The organism is Microbacterium sp. 71-36 (assembly GCF_001898305.1).
GTDB lineage: Bacteria > Actinomycetota > Actinomycetes > Actinomycetales > Microbacteriaceae > Microbacterium.
In genome coordinates, this window is sequence record NZ_MKTP01000005.1 from 1 (window position 1) to 21,008 (window position 21,008).

19 protein-coding genes are annotated in these 21,008 nt (G+C 65.4%); 7 read left to right on the forward strand and 12 right to left on the reverse strand.

From position 1 onward, the window contains the following. The 7 genes from rplC to BGO45_RS13875 all read right to left on the reverse strand — a co-directional run. On the reverse strand, positions 1–598 hold a 598-nt coding region (rplC, locus tag BGO45_RS13845; RefSeq protein ID WP_292695194.1), incomplete at its 3' end, for a 50S ribosomal protein L3. 8 nt (positions 599–606) lie between these two features. Beyond that, positions 607–915: a 30S ribosomal protein S10 gene (gene rpsJ, locus BGO45_RS13850; RefSeq protein ID WP_013584016.1), complete on the reverse strand. Its 309-nt coding sequence runs from the start codon at positions 913–915 to the stop codon at positions 607–609. Between the two features lie 438 nt (positions 916–1,353). Next, the gene (locus BGO45_RS13855) at positions 1,354–1,569 is read right to left on the reverse strand and encodes a hypothetical protein (RefSeq protein ID WP_292695216.1); all 216 of its coding nucleotides are present in this window, start codon (positions 1,567–1,569) and stop codon (positions 1,354–1,356) included. A gap of 107 nt (positions 1,570–1,676) precedes the next feature. Beyond that, positions 1,677–2,600 carry an NAD(P)-dependent oxidoreductase gene (locus tag BGO45_RS13860; RefSeq protein WP_292695218.1) on the reverse strand — a complete coding sequence of 308 codons (924 nt, stop codon included), beginning with the start codon at positions 2,598–2,600 and terminating at the stop codon, positions 1,677–1,679. After that, positions 2,597–3,598: a GDP-mannose 4,6-dehydratase gene (locus BGO45_RS13865; protein WP_292695220.1), complete on the reverse strand. Its 1,002-nt coding sequence runs from the start codon at positions 3,596–3,598 to the stop codon at positions 2,597–2,599. Before BGO45_RS13865 ends, BGO45_RS13860 begins: the two co-directional genes overlap by 4 nt. Before the next feature lie 217 nt (positions 3,599–3,815). Then, positions 3,816–4,406 carry a helix-turn-helix domain-containing protein gene (locus BGO45_RS13870; RefSeq protein WP_292695222.1) on the reverse strand — a complete coding sequence of 197 codons (591 nt, stop codon included), beginning with the start codon at positions 4,404–4,406 and terminating at the stop codon, positions 3,816–3,818. Between the two features lie 473 nt (positions 4,407–4,879). Beyond that, the gene (locus BGO45_RS13875; RefSeq protein ID WP_292695224.1) at positions 4,880–5,884 is read right to left on the reverse strand and encodes a hypothetical protein; all 1,005 of its coding nucleotides are present in this window, start codon (positions 5,882–5,884) and stop codon (positions 4,880–4,882) included. A 292-nt stretch (positions 5,885–6,176) separates the two neighbouring features. Between BGO45_RS13875 and BGO45_RS13880 the strand changes: the two genes are divergently transcribed. Beyond that, on the forward strand, positions 6,177–7,616 hold the full coding sequence (locus BGO45_RS13880; protein WP_292695225.1) for a polysaccharide biosynthesis tyrosine autokinase: 1,440 nt from the start codon (positions 6,177–6,179) through the stop codon (positions 7,614–7,616). Beyond that, entirely contained in the window at positions 7,613–8,209 is a 597-nt protein-coding gene (locus BGO45_RS13885; protein ID WP_292695226.1) for a low molecular weight phosphatase family protein, read from the forward strand. The genes BGO45_RS13880 and BGO45_RS13885 overlap by 4 nt, the downstream gene beginning before the upstream one ends. 69 nt (positions 8,210–8,278) lie before the next feature. Here BGO45_RS13885 and BGO45_RS13890 read toward each other — a convergent pair whose 3' ends face one another. Then, the gene (locus BGO45_RS13890) at positions 8,279–8,869 is read right to left on the reverse strand and encodes a hypothetical protein (RefSeq protein WP_292695228.1); all 591 of its coding nucleotides are present in this window, start codon (positions 8,867–8,869) and stop codon (positions 8,279–8,281) included. A gap of 193 nt (positions 8,870–9,062) precedes the next feature. After that, complete coding sequence (locus tag BGO45_RS13895) at positions 9,063–10,595, reverse strand: polysaccharide biosynthesis tyrosine autokinase (RefSeq protein ID WP_292695230.1); 1,533 nt, start codon at positions 10,593–10,595, stop codon at positions 9,063–9,065. A 320-nt stretch (positions 10,596–10,915) separates the two neighbouring features. Between BGO45_RS13895 and BGO45_RS13900 the strand changes: the two genes are divergently transcribed. Further along, positions 10,916–12,454, forward strand: coding sequence for a fibronectin type III domain-containing protein (locus BGO45_RS13900; protein WP_292695232.1), 1,539 nt, complete (start codon positions 10,916–10,918; stop codon positions 12,452–12,454). A gap of 62 nt (positions 12,455–12,516) precedes the next feature. Here the strand turns inward: BGO45_RS13900 and BGO45_RS13905 are convergent, their stop codons facing one another. The 3 genes from BGO45_RS13905 to BGO45_RS13915 form a co-directional block, all read right to left on the reverse strand. Continuing rightward, complete coding sequence (locus BGO45_RS13905) at positions 12,517–13,482, reverse strand: cellulase family glycosylhydrolase (protein ID WP_292695234.1); 966 nt, start codon at positions 13,480–13,482, stop codon at positions 12,517–12,519. A 173-nt stretch (positions 13,483–13,655) separates the two neighbouring features. Further along, a complete protein-coding gene (locus BGO45_RS13910) occupies positions 13,656–14,249 on the reverse strand; it encodes a serine acetyltransferase (protein ID WP_292695236.1) in 594 nt (197 codons plus the stop codon). Further along, on the reverse strand, positions 14,246–14,758 hold the full coding sequence (locus tag BGO45_RS13915; protein WP_292695238.1) for a DapH/DapD/GlmU-related protein: 513 nt from the start codon (positions 14,756–14,758) through the stop codon (positions 14,246–14,248). The genes BGO45_RS13910 and BGO45_RS13915 overlap by 4 nt, the downstream gene beginning before the upstream one ends. A 192-nt stretch (positions 14,759–14,950) precedes the next feature. Here BGO45_RS13915 and BGO45_RS13920 point away from each other — a divergent pair, with 192 nt between their 5' ends. The 4 genes from BGO45_RS13920 to murJ all read left to right on the forward strand — a co-directional run bounded on the left by BGO45_RS13920 (position 14,951) and on the right by murJ (position 20,995). Beyond that, on the forward strand, positions 14,951–17,125 hold the full coding sequence (locus tag BGO45_RS13920; RefSeq protein ID WP_292695240.1) for an acyltransferase family protein: 2,175 nt from the start codon (positions 14,951–14,953) through the stop codon (positions 17,123–17,125). Between the two features lie 222 nt (positions 17,126–17,347). Continuing rightward, positions 17,348–18,301: an NAD-dependent epimerase/dehydratase family protein gene (locus tag BGO45_RS13925; RefSeq protein ID WP_292695242.1), complete on the forward strand. Its 954-nt coding sequence runs from the start codon at positions 17,348–17,350 to the stop codon at positions 18,299–18,301. A gap of 16 nt (positions 18,302–18,317) precedes the next feature. Continuing rightward, positions 18,318–19,388 (forward strand): glycosyltransferase, encoded by a 1,071-nt coding sequence (locus BGO45_RS13930; RefSeq protein WP_292695244.1) that lies wholly within the window; start codon positions 18,318–18,320, stop codon positions 19,386–19,388. Further along, the gene (gene murJ, locus BGO45_RS13935; RefSeq protein ID WP_292695245.1) at positions 19,385–20,995 is read left to right on the forward strand and encodes a murein biosynthesis integral membrane protein MurJ; all 1,611 of its coding nucleotides are present in this window, start codon (positions 19,385–19,387) and stop codon (positions 20,993–20,995) included. Before BGO45_RS13930 ends, murJ begins: the two co-directional genes overlap by 4 nt. Positions 20,996–21,008: the final 13 nt, after the last annotated feature.

Sequence of the window (21,008 nt, forward strand, 5' to 3'; positions counted from 1 at the left end):
CCTTGACGAGCAGCAGACCCTTCTCGGCGTCGACGGCGTGCACCGTGAGGTTGAGGACGGTCACGCGCTCGCCACCCATACGGCCGGCCATGCGCATGCCCTTGAAGACGCGGCTCGGGGTCGACGAGGCGCCGATCGAACCGGGCTTGCGGTGGTTTCGGTGCGCACCGTGCGAAGCGGAGACACCCTTGAAGTTGTGACGCTTCATGACACCCGCGGTGCCCTTGCCCTTGCTGGTGCCGACGACGTCGACCAGCTGGCCGGCCTCGAAGAGACCGTCGACCGTGAGCTCCTGACCGAGCGAGTAGTCAGAGGCATCCGCGGTGCGGACCTCGGTGAGGTGGCGACGCGGGGTGACGCCCGCGGCCTCGAAGTGGGCCGTCAGGGGCTTGTTCACCTTGCGGGGGTCGATCTGGCCGTAGCCGATCTGAACGGCGTTGTAACCGTCCTTCTCGACCGAGCGGAGCTGGGTCACGACGTTCGGGGCGACCTCGATGACGGTGACGGGAACGAGCTTGCCGTTCTCGTCCCACACCTGGGTCATGCCGAGCTTGGTGCCGAGGAGGCCCTTGGAGATCTTGGAGTTGATGTCAGCCATGTCGAACCTCAGAGCTTGATCTCGATGTTGACATCGGCCGGGAGGTCGAGACGCATCAGCGAGTCGACGGCCTTGGGCGTCGGGTCGATGATGTCGATGAGGCGCTTGTGGGTGCGCATCTCGAAGTGCTCGCGGCTGTCCTTGTACTTGTGGGGCGACCGGATGACGCACACGACGTTCTTCTCGGTCGGCAGGGGAACCGGGCCCACCACGGTGGCACCGGCACGGGTCACGGTGTCGACGATCTTGCGCGCGGACGAGTCCAGTCCGGCGTGGTCGTACGACTTCAGGCGAATGCGGATCTTCTGTCCCGCCATTGTCTGCTCACTCTCTTTCTCGCGTCTTACCCGACCAAGGGCATCGGACGCACGGTGGCGCTCTCGCGCCCTGGCACTTCCCCTCGCTCACGCGAGAGATGCTGCACCGCTGTTCAGCTGTCAAACCGGATGCCATGGCTTCCGGCCCGCCCCTCGCGCGCAGGCGCGCGACTCCCGTGAAGGAAGAGGGGGTTCGGTGTGTGTTCTGCTGCCCGCGGCCCAGGACCCTGCGCTCGCGCGCCGCCTGTGCACTGCCCTGGCAGTGATCCTGGCGCGCGCCGAGCGCACGCCGGAATGTGGAACCTGGATAGTCTACGGGGCGCCCGGGCGTGTCGCAAACCCGGGCGTGTCGCACGCGGCATATCCTCAGCCCCCGCTCCGGAACACCACGACGCCGTCCCCGATTTCCGGGGACGGCGTCGAAGGGATGCGTGTCGGTCAGGCGTTGCCGATGGACTTGTCGACGTTCTCGCGCACCTCGTCGACCTTCGAGTGCTGTTCGGCGGGAACGATCTTCTTGACGGCGTCCGCGGCACCGTCGAGGAGCTTGTCGCTGACCTCTTCGGCCTTCTCGCTCTTGAGCGCCTCCTCGATCTTGTCGCGGTTCTGCTCGAACAGCTGCTTGCCCTTGTTGATGATGTCGTCGACGCCCATGGCGCTCTCCCCTCGTTCAGACGGACCTGATTCTCCGCTGGTGGGCCCATTGTGCCGACTGCGCCCTCACGGGGGAAGCCATGGACTCCACGACATCGCTCCTGAATTCAGGCTGTGACGGAGGCCACGCTGTCCGCGATCATCTGCTCGAACGCGATGTCGGGAGCCCATCCCGTCTCAGCCCGCAGCCGCGTGGCGTCTCCGGTGATGGAGGCCGGGTCGTTGGGCCTCACGAGTGACGGATCGACTCGGGTCTCGGGTACGGGGCGCCCGAGAGCGACACTGACCGCCGCCAGGATCTCTCTTCCTGACCGGGTCGTTCCGGAAGCGACGTTGTAGATGTCATGCGACAGGCTGGGCGCCGTGATGAGGGACAGGTACGCGCGGGCGACATCCCGGACATCGGTGTAGTCACGGCGCGTGCTGAGAGAGCCCACGGACAGGACATCCTCCGATGACGAGTCAGTGACGCGACGGATGAGGTCGGGGATGAGGAACCCGGGTCCCTGGCCCGGACCGGAATGGTTGAACGGCCGCGCTACCACCGTGTCCAGCCCACGCCCTCGGTAATACGCGAGCTGGTTCTCGACGAGCACCTTGCTGACGGCGTACGGAGATGAGAAACCCACGGGCGCGGCCTCGTCGATGTAGGAGTCCCCGGGGCCGGTCGCGTAGACCGCACCCGAGCTGACCCCGACGATGCGCCCCCCGCCCGAGCCTCGCAGGAGTGCCTCGGCGAGGTGGGTGACCATCGCGCTGTTGGACGACAGATAGAGCTGCGGTCGGTCGAACGAAGCACCGACCGCTGCGAGACCGGCCAGGTGTACGACGTCCGCATCCGTAGGGGCCTGTGACGGCCACTCTTCCGTGAGATCGACACCGACGTAGTCGTCGACGATTCCGTCGAGCGAGTCCGGGATCGGCGAGTCTCGACCGATCGCGAAGACCGAGAAGCCGGCCTCAGCCGCGATACGGCAGAGGTGGGCGCCGACGAAGCCACCGGCACCCGTGACGACGAGCGTCTGCGTCATCGGTTCTGCAAGCGGCCCTGTTCCGCCAGGTCGTGGGCGACCATGAGCCGGACGAGTCCCGGGAAGTCGACCTCGCGACGCCATCCGAGTTCGTTCTCCGCCTTGGACGGGTCGCCGAGCAGGATGTCGACTTCGGCGGGACGGAGGAACGCCGGGTTCTGCACCACGTAGGGCCGCCAGTCGTCGATCCCGATCTCCGCGAACGCGAGGGTGAGGAACTCCTCGATCGAGTGCGTCTCGCCTGTCGCGAGGACGAAGTCGTCGGGCGTCGAGTGCTGCAGCATCCGCCACATGCCCTCGACGTAGTCGCCGGCATAGCCCCAGTCACGCTTGGGCCACAGGTCTCCGAGCTCGATGTTGGGCTGGAGCCCCAGTTTGATGCGGGCCACGGCGTGCGTGATCTTGCGAGTGACGAACTCGACGCCGCGGCGCTCTCCCTCGTGGTTGAACAGGATGCCGCAGGACACGAACATCCCGTAGCTCTCGCGGTAGTTCTTCGCGATCCAGTGGCCGTACAGCTTTGCGACGCCGTAGGGGCTGCGCGGGTGGAACAGCGAGTTCTCGTTGTACCCGGCGCCGGGACGGTTGTAGTCCAGGCCGCCGAACATCTCGGAGGTCGACGCCTGATACACCTTCGTACGCTCGGCGCGGCCGGTGATGCGAACGGCCTCGAGGACGTTCAGCACGCCCTTGGCGGTCACGTCGGCCGTCAGCGTGGGGTTCTTGAAGGAGTACCCGACGTGGCTGATGGCGGCGAGGTTGTAGACCTCGTCGGGGTCGCTGACCTCGATCGCGCGCACCAGGGAAGTCGGGTCGATCAAGTCGCCCTCGATGAGGGTTACGTACGGGAACTCGGCGACCGTGGCCTCTTTACGCGGGTTGTTCTGCCCACGGATCAGACCGAAGACCTCATAGCCCTTCGCGTGCAGAAGCTCGGCGAGGTGCCCCCCATCCTGGCCGGTGACACCGGTGATGAGCGCTCTCTTGCTCGCAGCCATCCGCTTCTTCCTCTTCTCGACGGGCGGAAAGACGCCAGACAGACGCCAACGCTCAGCGTACCTCGGCCCTTCGGGCCGTCCCCAAGCGCGGAAGGGGTGAACTTGGAGATGCGTCGCGAGCCTTGAACCGCGATAGCTCAAGGAGATCTCTGCCGACCTCGGCGATGCCATCGCGCTCACCGCGGCCCCGTGGCTGAAGAGCAGCTGCCCGGTCACCTCACCGTCGGGCCGACCCCGCAGTTCGATCCCGGTGATCGTTGCCCGAGTTCGGCCGCCAGGCGATCGGGGAAGGGGCCTCGACGCCGACCTCGAGTCGCTTCCTGCGCGCCACGGAGGGGCTGGGATGCCCTTCGGTGGCGAAGGCGCGGGCCAGGCTGGACCCGCCGGACAGCCCGACAGATTGCGCGATGCGGTCGACGCTCAGAGCATCGTAGATCGGGTCATCGAGCATCGTCAGGGCCTGCTGAACCCGCGCTCGACGGATCTCGCGTTCGACGGTGGTACCCCGCTGCGCGAACATGCGCTGAAGCGTGCGGAGCGAGACGTTGAGTTCTGATGCAACGCCCACTGGAGTGAGATCCGGGTCGCCGGCACGCGTCGTTATGACCGACATCGCCGCAGGGTGCATCCCGACCCCGACCGGCTCCGTATGTCCGAGAGAGGCGACAGCGACACCGAGCACCATTTCCTGGAGGACACGCTCCAGGTAATAGGCGGTGAGGCCACTCGTACGCTCGTAGCCGAGAGCCGCCTCCCACGCGAACGTGACGAACGGCCAGAAGAGGGCATTCGAGGTGTTCAGCGTCAAGGCCGGGGGGTCACCTAGACCCGTGTCTCGAAGCAACGATCCCGGAAGCAGGACCGTGAGCTGGCACCGGGCCGGGGGAAGCGCGGCCGGGTCGAGGGATTCGGACGTCGCGATGACCGCTGTGGCACTACCGACCGCGCGGAGACGACGCCCCAATGCCGGCGGCGCTCCCAGCATCACGGCCAAGACGAGACGTCCTTCCGCTCCCTCGGGAACGGCGAATGGGCGCGCCGAAGACGAGGTCCGCGCGGTGATGGAGACACCGCCGAACGTGGCGGAGTCCGTTCGCGCAGACCGTCCGTCTAACGACGGCGTTCCGGAGAACACCGCGGTCATAGGCACCTGCCGGGCTCGTGAGCAGCGTCGGGTCGCCACTACAGGCCCTGATGCTAAAGACTTCACCCTCCCGACGCCGGTGGACCACCGTCAATTCACCCTTGGCCTCACCCCTCGGAGTGACCGCCCGGCCACGCCTACCCCAGACCGAGAGTGGGAGTCGGCATCGGCGCCGGGTCTGTGGTCGGCGTGTCAGACGGTGGATCGGAGGGCGGGGTGACGGGTTCGCTCGAAGACGACTCCGAGGGCGTCGGCTCCGGAGCGGCCGACGACGTGGGAAGCACGGTTCGGGGCGAGGTCGTCCGCGGGATCGTCGACTCCGCCAGGACACTCTGCGTCTCCGAGCGCAGCTCATCCACGGCGACGGCGTAGGAATCCAAGGCCGCGAAGAGGTCGGCGCCGGTCGTTTGCCCGACGACGCTCGCTGCGGCGGCGACCTTCTCCCGGGTTTCGTCCGTAGCCACATCGTTCTGGTCGAGTTCGTGCGGCGCGTCGACTGCGACCCGCTGACCCACGGCATCCAGACGAGCGATGAACTCATCGACGGCCCGCACGACCTCGCTCCGCTCCGATCGCACCGCACTCAAGCGATCCGGGATGCCCACGCGTTGCGCCCATGCCTTGTCCGTGGCCCTGGCGATGGCAGCCACGGACGTCGGATCCATCGCGCCGCGCTCGTAGACCGGCACCTCGAAGTCGGCGCGCGGGGTCACGGCGTTGGCGAGGGCGTCCCGTGCGGCGACCGCGGCCGACAAGACACTCTGCTCGACCTTCCCGGTGAGCGAGGGCAGCGTCTGACCCGCAGCCGCCACCAGGGAGTCCGCCTGATCCGCCGTCTGCGCGTAAAGAGCCACCGCGGTCGCCAAGCCCTGCAGGTCGTTCTGCACTTGCGACTCCGCCTCTACAAGACTCGCCATGGCCGCATCCACCGGATCAGCGGTCACTTGGCGATATATGCCCAGTGCGACGGCGGCCACGACGCAGAAGATCGCGAGAACGGCCACGACGATGCTGAGGAGGCTGATCCGTCCCGACGAGCCGACGAGGTTCAGGGGTCGATTTCCCGCGACTGCGGCCTCCGGCGCCGACCACCCCGCTGGCCGAGCGTGGTCGATCGCGCCCGGCGCGCCGATTTTGGACACCAGAGCTTCCACGTCACGGAAGACCCGGCGTTCGCTGGACGACGAGCCTTTCGGGCCTATCAAGCGGACGAGGTCGTCAGCGCCGTGGGGGCGTGCTGCAGCGGGTGGCCGATCGGCCGAAGAATCATCTTCGAATAGTGCGTCAAGGTCGTTCATCGTGTTCTCTCTTCGCTCACGAGGTACCGATTGGCAATGACGTAGGGTGGAGAGCAGATCGGACGTCAGTAAGGGATAGCCCCCAGGTTACCCGCCCCGACTCATGCGGCCTCCGCCGCGCGGTGAGAATCGTCGAATGGAGCAACGAGTGGAACTGCGGGACTATCTGCGAATCTTGCACCGAAATTGGGTTCTACTTCTCTCCCTCACAGTGCTCGGCGGTGCCGCCGCATTCGGCTGGTCACTGCTCCAGACCCCGAAGTACGAGGCCACCACCCAGCTTTACGTGTCCGTACGATCGGACTCTTCCGGCGTCACGGAACTCGCACAGGGCACGAACTTCGCCCGCCAGGCCGTGGTGAGTTTTGTTGATGTCGTCGACAGTGCGGTCGTGCTCGACCGGGTTATCGACGAATTGAATCTGAACACGACCCCGCAAGAACTCGCGAAATCCATCGAGGCCACTTCGCCGACGAACTCCGTCGTGATTTCGGTATCGACCTCGAATTCCGACCCCGCTCTTGCGGCTGCCATCGCCAACTCCGTCGGCACCAACTTCGCCGACGTCGTGGTCAACCAGCTCGAGAAGCCGTCGGGATCGGCTCCCAGTCTGGTGCGGATCGAGACCATCGAGCCCGCTCTGGTGCCCACTGCGCCGTCTTCACCTCGTATCCCCCTGAACGTCCTCATCGGGGTCCTCGGTGGCTTGGTGCTGGCCCTGGCGATCGCTGCTCTTCGCGCCGTCCTGGATACGCGCATCCACTCCTCACACGATGTCGAGTCCGCTACGGACAAACCCGTGCTCGGCGGAATCACTCTCGACCCCGAGGCGAAGAAGCGTCCGCTCATCGTTCACGCCGATCCACGGAACCCTCGGGCCGAGTCGTTCCGAAGCCTTCGAACGAATCTGCAGTTCATCGACGTCGACGGCGACTCGCGCACGTTCGTGATCTCCAGCGCCGGCCCCAGCGAAGGAAAGTCCACCACAACGGCCAATCTCGCGATCGCGCTCGCGGAGACGGGGGCCCGCGTGGCGTTGGTGGATGGAGACCTGCGGTTGCCCCGCGTGGCCGAGTACATGGGCATCGAGGGATCCGTCGGTCTGACCGATGTCCTCATCGGCCGCGTGGACCTCGCGGACGCCCTGCAGCAGTGGGGTAACGAGCGACTCTTCATCCTCCCGTCGGGCCAGACCCCACCCAACCCGTCGGAGCTGCTCGGCAGCCAGGCGATGCAGCGAACACTCGAGGCGATGGCTGGCGCGTTCGACTACGTGCTCATTGACTCTCCGCCACTGCTCCTGGTGACGGACGCGGCCGTAGTCTCCCGATTCGCCAGCGGAGTCCTTCTCGTGGCAGCGTCGGGGATCACGCGCAAACCGCACTTGAGCGCGGCCGTCGAGCGGCTCGAGGGAATCGGTAGCCGTCTCTTCGGGGTGATCGTCACTATGCTGCCTACTCGCGGACCCGACAGCTACGCCTACGGCTCGTACTCATATGCGGGAGCCACTGACACCCGCACGGTCGAGCCCGGTAAGTCCGATGGGGCAGCCTCGCGACCCGTGGAAACCGCGTGACGTTCTCGGTCCTTACGGTGTGCACCGGCAACATCTGCCGGTCTCCCCTCGCCGAACTGATCCTGGCGGCGAGCCTGTCGGACATCCCCGACGTGCGGGTGGAGAGCGCAGGTACGGGCGCGCTCGTAGGTCATGGCATGCCTGACCCGGCGCTGCGCCTGGCTCGAGACGACGGCCTCGCGGGGGAGAGCCACCGTGCCCGACAGATCAGTGAGAAACTCGTCAGCGACGCCGGGTTGATCCTGGCGCTTTCGCGCGAGCACCGCCGGGCCATCGTCAGTCTGGTACCGAGTGCCGTACGCCGCACCTTCACCCTCCGTGAGCTTGCGAACATCGTGCCTGCGGCGCAGTCGTCCGACTCGTACAACGTGCCGGAGTCCGTCAGCGGTCCTGCCGAGGGATTGAGGGATGCTGTGGCTCTAGCGGCCCGGCTACGCGGGACCGTACCGCCGCCGGAGGATCCCGCCGAGTTCGACGTGATCGACCCCTTCCGACGGTCGGAGGCAACCTACCAGCTGTCGTATGAGCAGTTGAAGCCCGCCGCCGTCGCTGTCGGTCTCTACCTGCGAAGGAGCGCAGAGGCGGCGTCATAGGCCGGCCTCAGAATGAGCATGACGGCGGCCCCGATCCAATCGATCGGGGCCGCCGTCATGCCGTCCTACTTACGGTGCGATCGTGTACGACCCCGAGGCCCCGATGTACTGCGATTGCTGCTGAACGGTGACGTAGGTCGCCGTGAGCGCGCCGTTCGGCGAGGGGTAGAGCCGGACGACGGGCAGCGGGATGCGATTGGCATCGCCGTTCAGGAGACCGGTGTAGGTGTACTCGATCTGCCCCGAAACGCCCGTCCCCGGCAGGCTGCCGGTGCGCACCCAACCGTTGAGGTTGGTTTCCTGGACCGAGTAAGGCTGCGGATCGGTGACCCCACCGCCTGCACCCCACGTGATGCGAACGGTCGCGGGGCCGGAGGTGTACTTGCCGGCGGGTTCGGGATCGCCGTTCTCGTCCTCCACCTCGAAGCCGAGCGATGCGCTCTGGTTGACGCGAATGTACTGGTTGCCGGTGGTCACGACCTTGTTGATCGCGGTGCCGCCATCCCAGTAGGAACGCGTGGACGGGGCCGGCGCCGGCGGGGTGCTCGCGCTGGCGAGCGGGGTGGCCACGGCCACGGCGACGACGGGCGCAGACCAGGCAGCGGCCTTGATGACGGTGCGGCGGCTGACGCCCGCCGGGCGAACTTCTTCGATGCTCACGGATCCCCCAAATGGATTGTTCGGATACACGCCCCTCGTCGGGAGGGAACGGGTCCTAATGTACTCGCCGCAAGGCGAGTGGGGGCCACCCGCTCAAGATTCTGTCGCGCTGGGTATAGGGGATGGCGCTAGCGGAGCAGGTGAAACGTCACTGCCCGCGGCTTACGTCGCGGGCAGTGGCAATAGTGCCGCCTTAGCCGGCACGACGCCGAGTACGGCGCAGCGGCGCGAGTTGATCCTGCGGATCACCCGTCGCCGCAGGCTGCGTTTCAACGACGGGCCTGGTGATCCCATCAACGTTGTTGGGCGGGTTGTGTACCGCTTCGTCGTAGGGCGTCTGGTCAGCCTGGTAGTAGTCGCCGGTGTAGCGGTAGTCGTAGTAGCCGCCACCCGAGCGAGGGACACGGTTGAGAACCACGCCGAGGGCTCGTCCGCCGGCCCGCTCGAGGTTGTTCATCGCCTTCTTGAGGACGTCAATGGTGGTCCGCCCCGCGCCGACCACGACGATCGCACCATCCGCGGAGTGCGTGAGCACGGCGGCATCCGTCACCGGAAGCAGAGGAGGCGCGTCGACGATGACCATAGCCTCGCGGGAGAGCTCCCGAAGGAGGTCCTTCATGCGCTCCGACCCCAGTACCTCGCTCGGGTTGGGCGGAGTGCGTCCCGCCGCGACGATGCGCAGCGTGTCGAGGTGACCGAACGTCTGTGCGACATCGTCGACCTCGGCTCGGCCGGCCAGGATGTCCGTGACGCCAGCACCTTCGACGAGACCGAAGATGGCCGCGATCATGGGACGGCGGAGGTCGCCGTCGATGAGAACTACCTGCTGCCCCGACGCAGCCATCGCCAGCGCGAGGTTCGCACTCATCGTCGACTTGCCGTCCCCAGGGAGCGGACTGGTCACCACTACCACGCGAGGAGGGTGGTCCACGTCCATGAATTGGATGTTCGTCCGGAGTTCGCGCAGCGCCTCGGACACTGCGAACAGGCGCTCGTCGCGCTGGCCCCCGACAGGGATGAGGCGATTCGCAGCCGTGAATGATTTCTCCACCGGGACGGTCCCGACCACCGCCACACCCGTTTCGCGTTCGACGAGTTCGGCGCTGCGAATTCGCCGGTCGAGAGTGAACCGAAGGAGCGCAATCATGAGTCCGACGACCAGACCCGCGACTCCCCCGATCGCGAGGGCGAGTCGCACGTTCGGGGAACTCGGCGCGGTCGGAAGTCGTGCGGTGTCAGCCGGTACTAGTCGGACAGCCGCCTGTACCTTTCCGCCGTCCGACTCGAGCCCGTCGATCTCCGTCGCCATCCCCTGGATCCACGCCTCCGCGAGGTCGCGCGCCGTCTCCGGGGTCGGCGCAGACGCCTGCACCTTGATCGTGACCGTGCCGGTCGCGTTCGTGACATCGACGCGCCGCACCAGGGCCTCGGGACTCGAATCGAGCCTGAGCTTCTCGATCGCGTATTCGGCAACGGAACGCCAGGATCCGATGTCCACGTAGGAGACGACCTTCGACAGCGCGAGATTGTTCGCCAGCAACGCGCCGCTGGAGTCGCTGGACCCGCTGGAGCCATTCGTGCCGGCAACGTACCCGCTCGCGTCCGCAGTGTAGACGCGCGGCTGAATGTAGGACCATCCGGCCGCCGCGCCGACTCCCACCAATGTCGCGAGCACGATGGCAACCCAGTGCGCGCGGAGGATTCGCAACGCAGTTCGCAGATCCAAGCAAGGCTCCCAGCTGTTTACCGAATAGTCGACACTCTAACTTGGCGCAAGTCCTTTCACCTCGCCGCTCACCCCGCCTATGGTGGGTGTAACCCGATTGACCAAGTCAATTAGTCAGCACGGAGAAATTCGGCTTCAGCAACCGAGGAGCTCCGTGTGGAGGTACTCGGGTGCGCACATCTGCGACAGCGCTGGCAGTCTCATTCGCGCTGATCCTCAGCTTCCTCACGTCTTCCCCTGCTCGTGCGGAGGTGGGAGCGGTCGGGGCGGGGACCTACGAGAACGATTCCCCCGCGGTCACCCTCTCCGGAGACTGGGCGTTGAAGACCTCCACCCAGGACTCCGCCGGATCCTTCGCGCAACTCGGCGGCACCGGCTACGCCCAGATCTCCTTCACGACCTCGGGCATCAAATGGATCGCCCGCAAGTCCTCCTCCTCCGGACAAGCCGACGTCTACCTCGACGGCGTGAAAGTCCAAACCGTCGACCTCTACGCCTCCGCCACCCAATACCAACAAACCGTCTACGAAGTCAGCGGACTCCCCGAAACCACCCACACCCTCCGCATCGTCCGCACCGGCACCAAGAACACCAACTCCATCGGCTCCAGCATCACCCTGGACGCCCTCATCGCCCCCGACATCTACCCCCCAGCCACCCCCACCGGCCTCACCGCCACCCCCGACAGCACCGGCATCCGCCTCACCTGGACCGCCAACACCGAACCCGACCTCGCCGGCTACCGCCTCTACCGCGCCAACGGCACCAGCAGCACGTGGGTGCAGGTACAGGACGCGATGATCCTTGGCACGACCCTTTTCGACGCGGGTCTCGACCCGGCGACCACCTATCGGTACCGCGTACGCGCAGTGGACACCAGCGCGAACCTCTCGCCGACATCCACCGTGATCAGCCAGGCCCCGGCCCCGAGACCGACGTTCTCTGCGCCCACCCTCTCCGACTGCCCCACTGCCACCGTCACACCGACGGATGCGACCCAGCTGCGAACCGCATTGGCGAACGCCTCGCCCGGTGACGTCATCCGACTCGCCGCGAACACGACGTACTCGTTCTCGTGGTACACGCTCGCTCGATCGGGTACAGCCACACAACCGATCTGGATCTGCGGCCCCCGCTCGGCTGTCATCGACGGCGGAGGCACTAGCGATGGACGCGGCCTACGAATCGACGGCGCGAGCTACGTCAACGTTGTCGGATTCACGATGCGAAACGCCGCGAAAGGCCTGCAAGTCAGGTCCAGTTCGTACATCGTTGCCTCCAATCTCCTCATCGAGCAGATCGGAGACGAAGCGATTCACCTGCTCTCCAACACGACCGACAGCATGGTCGTCGGCAACACCGTCGACGGCACCGGGCTCGGACCGGACCGGGCGTTCTACGGCGAAGGCGTGTACATCGGAACTGCCCGCGAGAATCGGTGCCAATACAGCAACTGTCAGCCCGATCGCTCCGACCGGAACGTAATCGCATTCAACCAAATCATGAACACAACCTCGGAAGCGATCGAAATCAAGGCGGGCGCGAGTTCTGGTTGGGTCTACGGGAATTCGGTGGACGGAACGAAGATGGGCTCGGACCACCCGGCGCCGATCATCGTGTTCGGAAACCAGTGGGTCATCGAGAAGAACGACATCAAGAATGCCGTGGCCGACGGGCTGCAAGTATGGACAGCCGATTACGAGCTTCAGTATGGACTCGACAATCAGATCCTGGCCAATACCGCGACTAACGTGCCCGGCCTCCTGGCGCGCATCGGGAATCTGACGAAGGGCACCATCGTAGGCTGCGACAATGCCTTGGCTCAGCAAGGTCGATCGAACATCAGTTGCCAGAGATAGCCCGGGACGGGTCCGACGGGGTGGTCGCGCGCCTGCCCACAAACCCGTCGATCAGGGTCGTTTCACCGAGTGGGGTGCTTCTCGACGATGCGGGCCTGATCCCTGCGGGCGTCAACGGTGGAGTCGTCGGAAGTGGCGTAGTAGGCGATGAGCGACTGCGGATTCGGGACAGAGGTCGCTCCGAAATAGGTGACGTCCATTCCGTAGTGATCCGCCAGTCCGTATGCCAACTCGAAGGTGGTCGACTTGTCCGAGCTTCCACCGGCCGGCCACCCGATCTCGCCGATCGCGCAGTGAACCGCTCGGTTCTTGCACCATTCTCCGAAGTCACGTATGCGGCTCAGTAGAGACTCTCGCGTTCCGCCGTGCAGATAGAAGTGTTGGGAGTAGATGACGGCGCCAGCGGAGTCAGAAATGGGAGCGGTCAGCTGCGAGTCGCTCGCAAAACTCGACCCCAGGATCGTGTCGACCCAGACGGCGCGATCGTCGCCACGGTCCCGGAGTTCCGCGACTACTGCGTTGACGTAGCGGTAATACGTTGCTGCACCGGTCTGCTTCCTCGGCTCGTTGAAGAGGTTGTAAGCGGCGACCCCGGGCTCATCCCTCAGCGCGTCCGACAGCGCCCCCCAGACTTTGATCACGTCGTCGATCGTGAGCCCGCCCCCACAGTAGAGGGTGCCCTCAGGCTCGGGACCCGTCCCCCACGGGTAGGTGCATCCGTTGTGCAGGTCGACGATCACTCGAAGTCCAGCGTTCTCGGCGTATCTGACCTGCTTTCGAACGAGATCGAGATACTGCTGGTCGACCGGGCGTGCCAACGCGGTCCGCGGGGTCTCCCCCTTCGCAATGGGCTGCAGACCTTGCCACGGCACGGCAAGACGGATGACGGACATCCCACGGGAAGCGAAGTACTCGTAGCTTTCTTGCGTGTCGGCCTTCACCTCCGTCACGGGGAGAGTCCGCTGTTGCTGGAGCGAGTAGAGGTTGACGCCACGAAGATACTCGGAGCCCGCGAGATACTGCTGCATGCTCGAGGTCGCCGACGGCGGCTCCGGGACACAGCCCGCCAAGACCACGAGTGCAGAGGTACCAGCAATCGCCCCGATCGCTCGAGATGCGGACCGCCACATCCCGCGACCAGCCCACCGATCCCGTCGCGCGCCAACGAAGCGCTCCGTCAGCGATGAGAATCTGCGAGGCCTCAGTCGAACGGGATCCATGAGGGCAAGAGTGCACGAGAGTCCCGTTCAGCGACCACGCGAGCCGGCGAGCCGACGACCGTGACGCCTGGCGGCACATCCTTGTTTACGACGGAGTTGGCGCCGACCACGGCTCCGTCACCCACCGTGACGCCGCCGTACACGACAACGTTCGGTCCCAGGTAGACGAAGTCTCCAATCACCGGGACCTTCCCGTCCGCGATTCCGATCGTCACACCGGGGTGAAGGCGCGTGAATTTGCCGATGCGCGCGCGCGTGTTGACGACGACGGTGCCGTAGTGGGCGATGGTGACCCCCGGGCCGGCGACACCCGGAGGGAGCGTGATTCCGGTTCGGACGCCAACGGACTGCAACCGGAACCGCGCCCAGAACCGCGCGATGCGCGCCGCCGCGCCGCGGCGAGTCGCGAGGAACTCCGTCCGGCGAAGGAGTCGCTGATAATGCAGGACGGGATGCCGCCACGGGGAGTCGATTCGCCATCGCGAGACGTTGTATGCGAGCAAGTCGGCCGCGAGAAACTCTCGGTAGTCGGCACGGTTCTGAATAGTGCGGTGCGTGGACACGGTCCGGGTCATCCGACGACGATCGAGTCGACGCGCTCGCGATAGGTGTTGCCCCGTTTGTCGGACTCCGTCGGCCAGCTCGAAACTCGATCGACGAAGCTGGCGAACTCGCCGATCCGGCGAGCAGGGACACCCGCGGCGACCGTTCCCGACTCGATGCTCTTCGTGACCACCGAGCCCGCGCCCACGACGACGCGGTCGCCGATCTCGACACCCGGCAGGATGGTGACCCCGGCTCCGATGAAGACCTCCGAACCGATACGGATCGGGGCGTACTTGAAGCGGCGCCCCTTCTCGTCGGACACCAGCCACCCCGAGCCGTCGTGCGTGATCAGGCGTACCCCGCTGCTGATGGTCACTCGATCGCCGATGCTCACCAGCCACGGCTCGGTGCTCACGACATCCGAAAGAATGCGGCAGCCCGTGCCGATCTTGACGCCACGTTTGCGGGCATACGCCTCCTTGCCGAGGCGCATGAGGTCCCAGCGATCGAGGAGGCGACGAGCGAGTGACTTTGCCATGCACCAACCGTATCCAGGAAATGTTTCCGACACGGAACGATCAGTCGAATTCAAGCACTCGCGTGGAGGAAGGCCTCGGCGCACTGCCGTTCGGGACACACGTGAGGCTGCCGCCGGCGGCGGCAGCAGGTGAGCAGACACACCCCGAACGCGTCGAAACCTCGTTCGCGATTACTCGCAGCGAATGGCAGGATGAGCGCATTCCACGTCATCTCCTGGGGGAAGATAATGACGAATCGTACCGCCGTTCGAGAAGCGAATGTCGCACCTGAAGGCGCCAAGAAGTCCACTTTTCGGCCGGACGTGCAAGGGCTACGGGCCGTGGCCGTGGTGGCCGTCGTTCTCGACCACCTGCTCGGCTGGCCCCGCGGCGGCTTCATCGGCGTGGATCTGTTCTTCGTCATCAGCGGCTACCTGATCACGGGGCTGCTGCTGCGCGAGTACGACAAGTCAGGCGGGATCAGCTTCACCGGTTTCTATCTGCGGCGTTTCAAGCGCATCTTCCCCGCGGCCACACTCGTCCTGCTCGCAACCATCGCCGCCGCGTGGTTCCTCACGCCGGGCGACAGGTTCTTCCAGACGGCCGCCGACGCGGCCTGGGCCGCACTCTTCGCGGCCAACTGGAACATGGGTTTGCAAGGAACGGACTATTTCCAGGCGGATCTGCTCCCGTCCCCACTGCAGCACTACTGGTCCCTGTCGGTCGAGGAGCAGTTCTACTTCGTCTGGCCCTGGGTGATCCTGCTCGTACTCTGGCTGACGATCAAGGTCCTCCGGGGGACCCTCGTGCGTGGCCGGGTCATTCTGGCCGTGACGATCGCCGTCCTATCCGCGGCCTCCTTCGCGTACGGCCTGTTCCTCACTCAGACCGATCCGGCGTGGGCATATTTCTCGTCCTTCACACGAGCATGGGAGCTCGGTCTCGGCGCACTGGTGGCGATCCTCAGCCCCTGGGTGCGGATGCCGCATGGGTTACGCATCGCGCTGAGCCTCCTTGGACTCGTCGCCATCGGGGTGGCCTTGTTCGTTGTCGATCCCGCTGCGGGCTTTCCCGTGCCGTGGGCCGCTCTACCGGTCCTGGCGATCGCCCTTGTCCTCGTCGCGGGCGAGCGCGGCGATCATCGCCATCTCATCGTTCTCACCAACCCCGTCAGCCGATACATCGGGAATATCTCCTACTCGCTCTATCTGTGGCATTTCCCGGTTCTGATGATGCTCTACGCGGTGCTTCCGAAGGGCACGACTTTCTACGTCGTCTACGGCGTCCTCGCACTCGGACTGAGCGCGGCCAGCTATCACCTCGTGGAAGATCCCCTCCGCAGGTGGTCACCCATCGCGGACCGGAAGCGCAGACGGCGCCGCCGTGGACGTCACGCGAATCGGCGCTCCTCTTCGTGGCCCGTCTGGTTCGGCGCGACCGAGGCGATCACCATCGCCGTGGGCGTAATCGTCGTGGGCGGCCTGTTGTCCGCAGCGCTGCTGAAGGATTCGACGACCGCGCAGCCACAAAGCGGCACCGTCGCTGCCGCGGCCCCTACTGCTGCGAGTTCGACGCCGGATCCCGCCCGGGCTGCGATAGCCGCGTGCCTCGGCGCGGGGTCGCTCAACCCCGCCAATTCCTGCGCCACTGTCGATCTAGGGACGACGGTGTCACCCGCACCCGCCGGGGCTTCATCGGATCGTCTGGATGCGTGTTGGATCGCCGAGCATGGCCCCATTCAGAACTGCCACTACGGTTCCGACTCCCCGGACGCCCCAAGGTTGGCTCTGGTCGGGGACAGTCACGCCCACCACTTCATCCCCGGGCTACAGATCGCCGCGGAGACCGAGGGGTGGAGCTTGGACACGTACACGGGGGTGTCCTGCCTTCTCACGACGACCGTCCGCGACGCGTGCGACGGGGCTCAGACGGACATCATCGCTGCCCTCGAGAGCACGCCGTACGACGTGGTGCTCACGTCCGCAGCGCGGACGAAGTCGGAGGATCCCCAGTTCTATGCCGACATGTTCGCACGTCTCCAAGCTCTGGGAACGACCGTCATCGTCATCGCGGACGTTCCTCCGACGACGGATGAGGGTGTGCTCTGCTACCAGCGCATCGGCTTCCAGGTCGGCGACACCTCTTGCGGCGTGGCGCAGTCCAACGATCCAGCGGACCCGCTCGTCCGCGCGGCGGAACTCAATGGCGCTGCATCGGTCATCGACCTGAGTGATCGGTTCTGCAGCGACTCCTGGTGCCCGGCTGTGGTTGGAAACACGATTGTTTATCGTGACGCGAAAGCTCACATCACGGCGAATTACGCGCGGAGCCTTGCGCCGGATCTCGCGGAACGCATATCGGCGGTCATGAGCTCGGCCGGGAGCTGAGACCAGAACGAAGAACTATCCCAGCCAAATGTGTCCAGCACAATAAATCTTCGAGAAGCCAGGCTACCCACGGTCGAACACCGTCCAAGCAGGCGCGGACGATTTGACCAGAGCCCGTGAGATACAGTTCCATGTGACTCGTGCAGTCGGAAAGCACGGGAGTTCTCGACCCTTGGTTCAGCGTCGCCTGAGGGCGTTTGGAAACGTCATTTGGGAGGAACAATGCGGGCAGTGGTGACCGGGGCAGCCGGATTTGTAGGAAGCACCCTCAGTCGACGGCTTCGTCGAGATGGCTGGGACGTCGTGGGCATCGATGCGTTCACCGACTACTACGACGTCGCACGCAAGCGCCGCAACGCAGCGGCAGTAGAGGCCTCCGGTGCCACGATCATCGAGGCCGATCTTGTGGACATGGACCTCTCGTCCGCGCTGAGCGGCGTCGATGCGGTGTTCCATCAGGCCGGGCAGCCTGGCGTCCGTGCGTCCTGGGGTGACGGCTTCGCCCCGTACGTCGCGCGAAACGTGTTGGCGACCCAGCGGCTCCTGGAAGCGCTCCGCGATCACCCGACCCTCAAGCGATTCGTCTACGCATCATCCTCGTCCATCTACGGAGACGCGGAGTCGTTCCCGACGACGGAGGACACCCTGCCGTCGCCCGTGAGCCCATACGGCGTGACCAAGTTGGCCGCAGAGCATCTCACTACCCTGTTCGGCACCAACTTCGGCGTCCCGACGACGTCGCTTCGATACTTCACCGTCTACGGTCCTTCGCAGCGCCCGGATATGGCATTCACCCGATTCGTGACCGCCGCGGTGCAGAAGACTCCGATCGAGATCTACGGAACCGGCGAGCAGATCCGCGACTTCACCTTCGTTGACGACGTCGTCGAGGCCAACATCCTCGCCGCGACAACGGAGACGTCCCCGGGCTCCGTGTACAACGTGGCCGGTGGCACGAACGCGTCGGTGAACGAAGTCCTGCAGATCCTGAAGGACCTCTCCAACGGAGAACTCGACGTCAGCTACACGGACCGCGCGATCGGAGACGTGTTCCGCACCGGCGGGGACACCGCGCGCATCTCGTCGGAGCTCGGTTGGCGTCCGAGCGTCACGCTGGAGGAGGGACTGGCCCGGCACCTCGCATGGGCTCAGCAGACCTTCGGCACGTCAGCCTGATTGCGAGCCGCACCGCGTGAAAATCGTCTTCCTGGTCCCGAAGTTCAGCGGCGGCGGCGCGGAGTTCGTCGCCCGCCAGTGGATGGAGCATTTCGCGTCCCACGGCGATCAGGTCATCGCTGCAACCACGAACCTCAAGTCCGGTGATCCGCGCCCCGACGATATCCGCATCGTCGATGTGAGCGGTTCGGCAACGAAATCCGTCCGTCGTCTCCGAGATTTGCTCGTGCGCGAGCGTCCGGACGCCGTCATGGCACTGATGCCGTATTGGAACCTCCTCGCCGTCTTCGCCACGCGTGGGATGAAGGATGGGCCGCGAGTCGTCATCAGTGGTCGCAACATGGCGACTCACCTCCGCGGCTCGTTCGGCATCTCGTATCGGGTGAAGCAATGGCTTGCCCGTCGGGTGTACCGATGGGCCGATGAGTTCGTCGCGATCTCTCACCCGGTTGCCGGAGAAGCGATCGCACTCTACCGACTCAACCCCGCCCGAGTGTCCGTGGTCCTGAACCCGTCCCTCAAGGGGACGGCCGAACAGGCTTCCCGTGTTGTCGAGCATTCCGCTCCTCTGGCGCTCGTGGCTCCCGCACGACTTGTACACCAAAAGCGTCCGCATCTCGTCATCGAAACCGCAGCGGCCTGTCGCGAACGCCACGGAGTCGAGGCGGAAGCCCACTTCTACGGAATCGGCCCGCTGACCGACGACGTTGCGGTGCTCGCAGAACGGCTCGGCGTCGTCGCGCACTTCCACGGCTGGGCCGCCGACTGGTCAGAAAGACTTCCTGCGAACGCCGTGGTCGTGCTGCCCTCGCTGTCCGAGGGGTTCGGCAACGTGCTGGTGGAGGCCGCCCGCGTGAGTGTCCCGAGCGTGGTGACGTCGCGCGCGCTGGGCGTTGCGGACGCGGTCGTGCCAGGAATCACCGGCGTGCTCGTCGCGGGCGACTCACCCGGCGAATTCGCTGACGGCGTCGTGGAAGCAGCCTCAATCCCGCCCACCGCCTACGAGGGTTGGCTTCGAACGTTCACGAAAGAACGAAGCGGCGACGCGCTCCGCAGCAGATTGCTCGCCTTGGTGGATCGCGGATGAGCGGAGGCACGGGCCGTACCGTCCTCAGCGCATCGACGGCGACGCTGATCTCACGCATCGTCGGATTCCTTCGTAATATCTCGCTCGCGGCGGCACTCGGAACCGGTCTGGTATCGGACTCCTACAACCTCGCGAATCAGATACCCAACCAGATCTTCCTGCTCCTGGGGGGCGGCACTATCGCCGCCGTGTTCTTGCCTCAGCTCGCGCGACTATCTGTGAGGTCGCGGGACGACGCGGACCGTTATGGCACCGTTCTCCTGCTCGGCTCCATTGTCTTCGGAGCCGCTTTGAGCGCGGTCGCGGTCGTCGCGGCGCCCCCGATCGTGGGCGCGCTCGGCGGAGCAGCATGGGGAGCCTCCCAACGTGATCTGACGATCGCCCTCTTCATCTGGTGCGCGCCGCAGATAGCCGCCTACTCCGTGTTCGCCGTCGCCTCGCAGCTGATGAACTCTCGTGGGAAGTTCACGTTGGTCAGCTGGCTGCCTGCCCTGTCGAGCCTGAGCGTGATAGCCGGAAGTCTGATCGTCATCGTCAACGGCGTCGTCAGCGGCGACGACCCGTCCAGCGTGAGCCCGACCATGGTCATCGCGCTCGGCGCAACGACGCTGGGCGGCACGATTCTACAAACGACGGTGCTGCTGGTCCTGCTTGTGCGAGTCGGATTTCGCCCGCGTTTGCGCGGCGGTATTCGCGGCCTCGGATTGCGGGCAGCGGCGAAGACCGGTGGCCTCACTGTGGCCTCGGCCATGTGCTTCCAAGCAACGAACCTGATCACCGCAGCGTGGACTGCGCAGGCCGGCACCGCCGCGTCGGAGAGCGGGGCGGATGGCTTCGGCTACTCAGCATTCTTCTTCGCCATGGCATTGATGTCCGTCGTCCAAGGCGTGGCCGTGGCGAGTCTGGCGTCCATTCTGCTTCAGCGAATGTCGAAGCACTTCGCGGAGGGCCGGGACGTCGAGGCGTTCGGCGAACTCGATGACACGATCGTGCGACTCTCATCGTTCATGATCCCGGTTTCGGCCGTATTCGTCTCTTGCGGTCCGGCGATCAGCGAGGTTCTCTTCGCCCGCGGACAGACCTCCCCCGAAGCTGCCCGAATCATTGGAATCGTCTTGGCGGGACTCGCCATGGGTCTGCTCCCCTTTGCGATGCATTCTCTTCTCATTCGCCCGTTCTACGCAAAGCACGATGCTCTGCGGCCGTTGTTGAGCAGCTTTTCGATCAACGCGATATGGGCCGCCGGCGCTGCCCTCGCCTTCTTCCTCCTTCCACCGACACTGGTCGTCTTCGGTATGGCGGTCACGTTCGCGCTGTCGTACTGGGCGGATCTGCCTGTCAAGCTCATGTGGTTGCGTCGGCGTCTGGGTTTCCGCATCGCTTCCGCTGCCTGGCGGGACATCGTCGTGGCCCAGCTGATCGCTGTCGCATTGACCGTCCTCATCGGAGCCCCCGGCTGGTACGCGCTTTTCGTTTTCGACCTGCCGACCTGGGCCGCCCTCATCGTCGCTGCGGTCCAAGCGACGCTCCTCATCGCCGTCTACACGCTCGCCGTCCGCCGTTCGCTCGTCTCACCCATCGCCCTGCTGCGATGGCTCCGCAAGTAAAGGCCAGGAGATC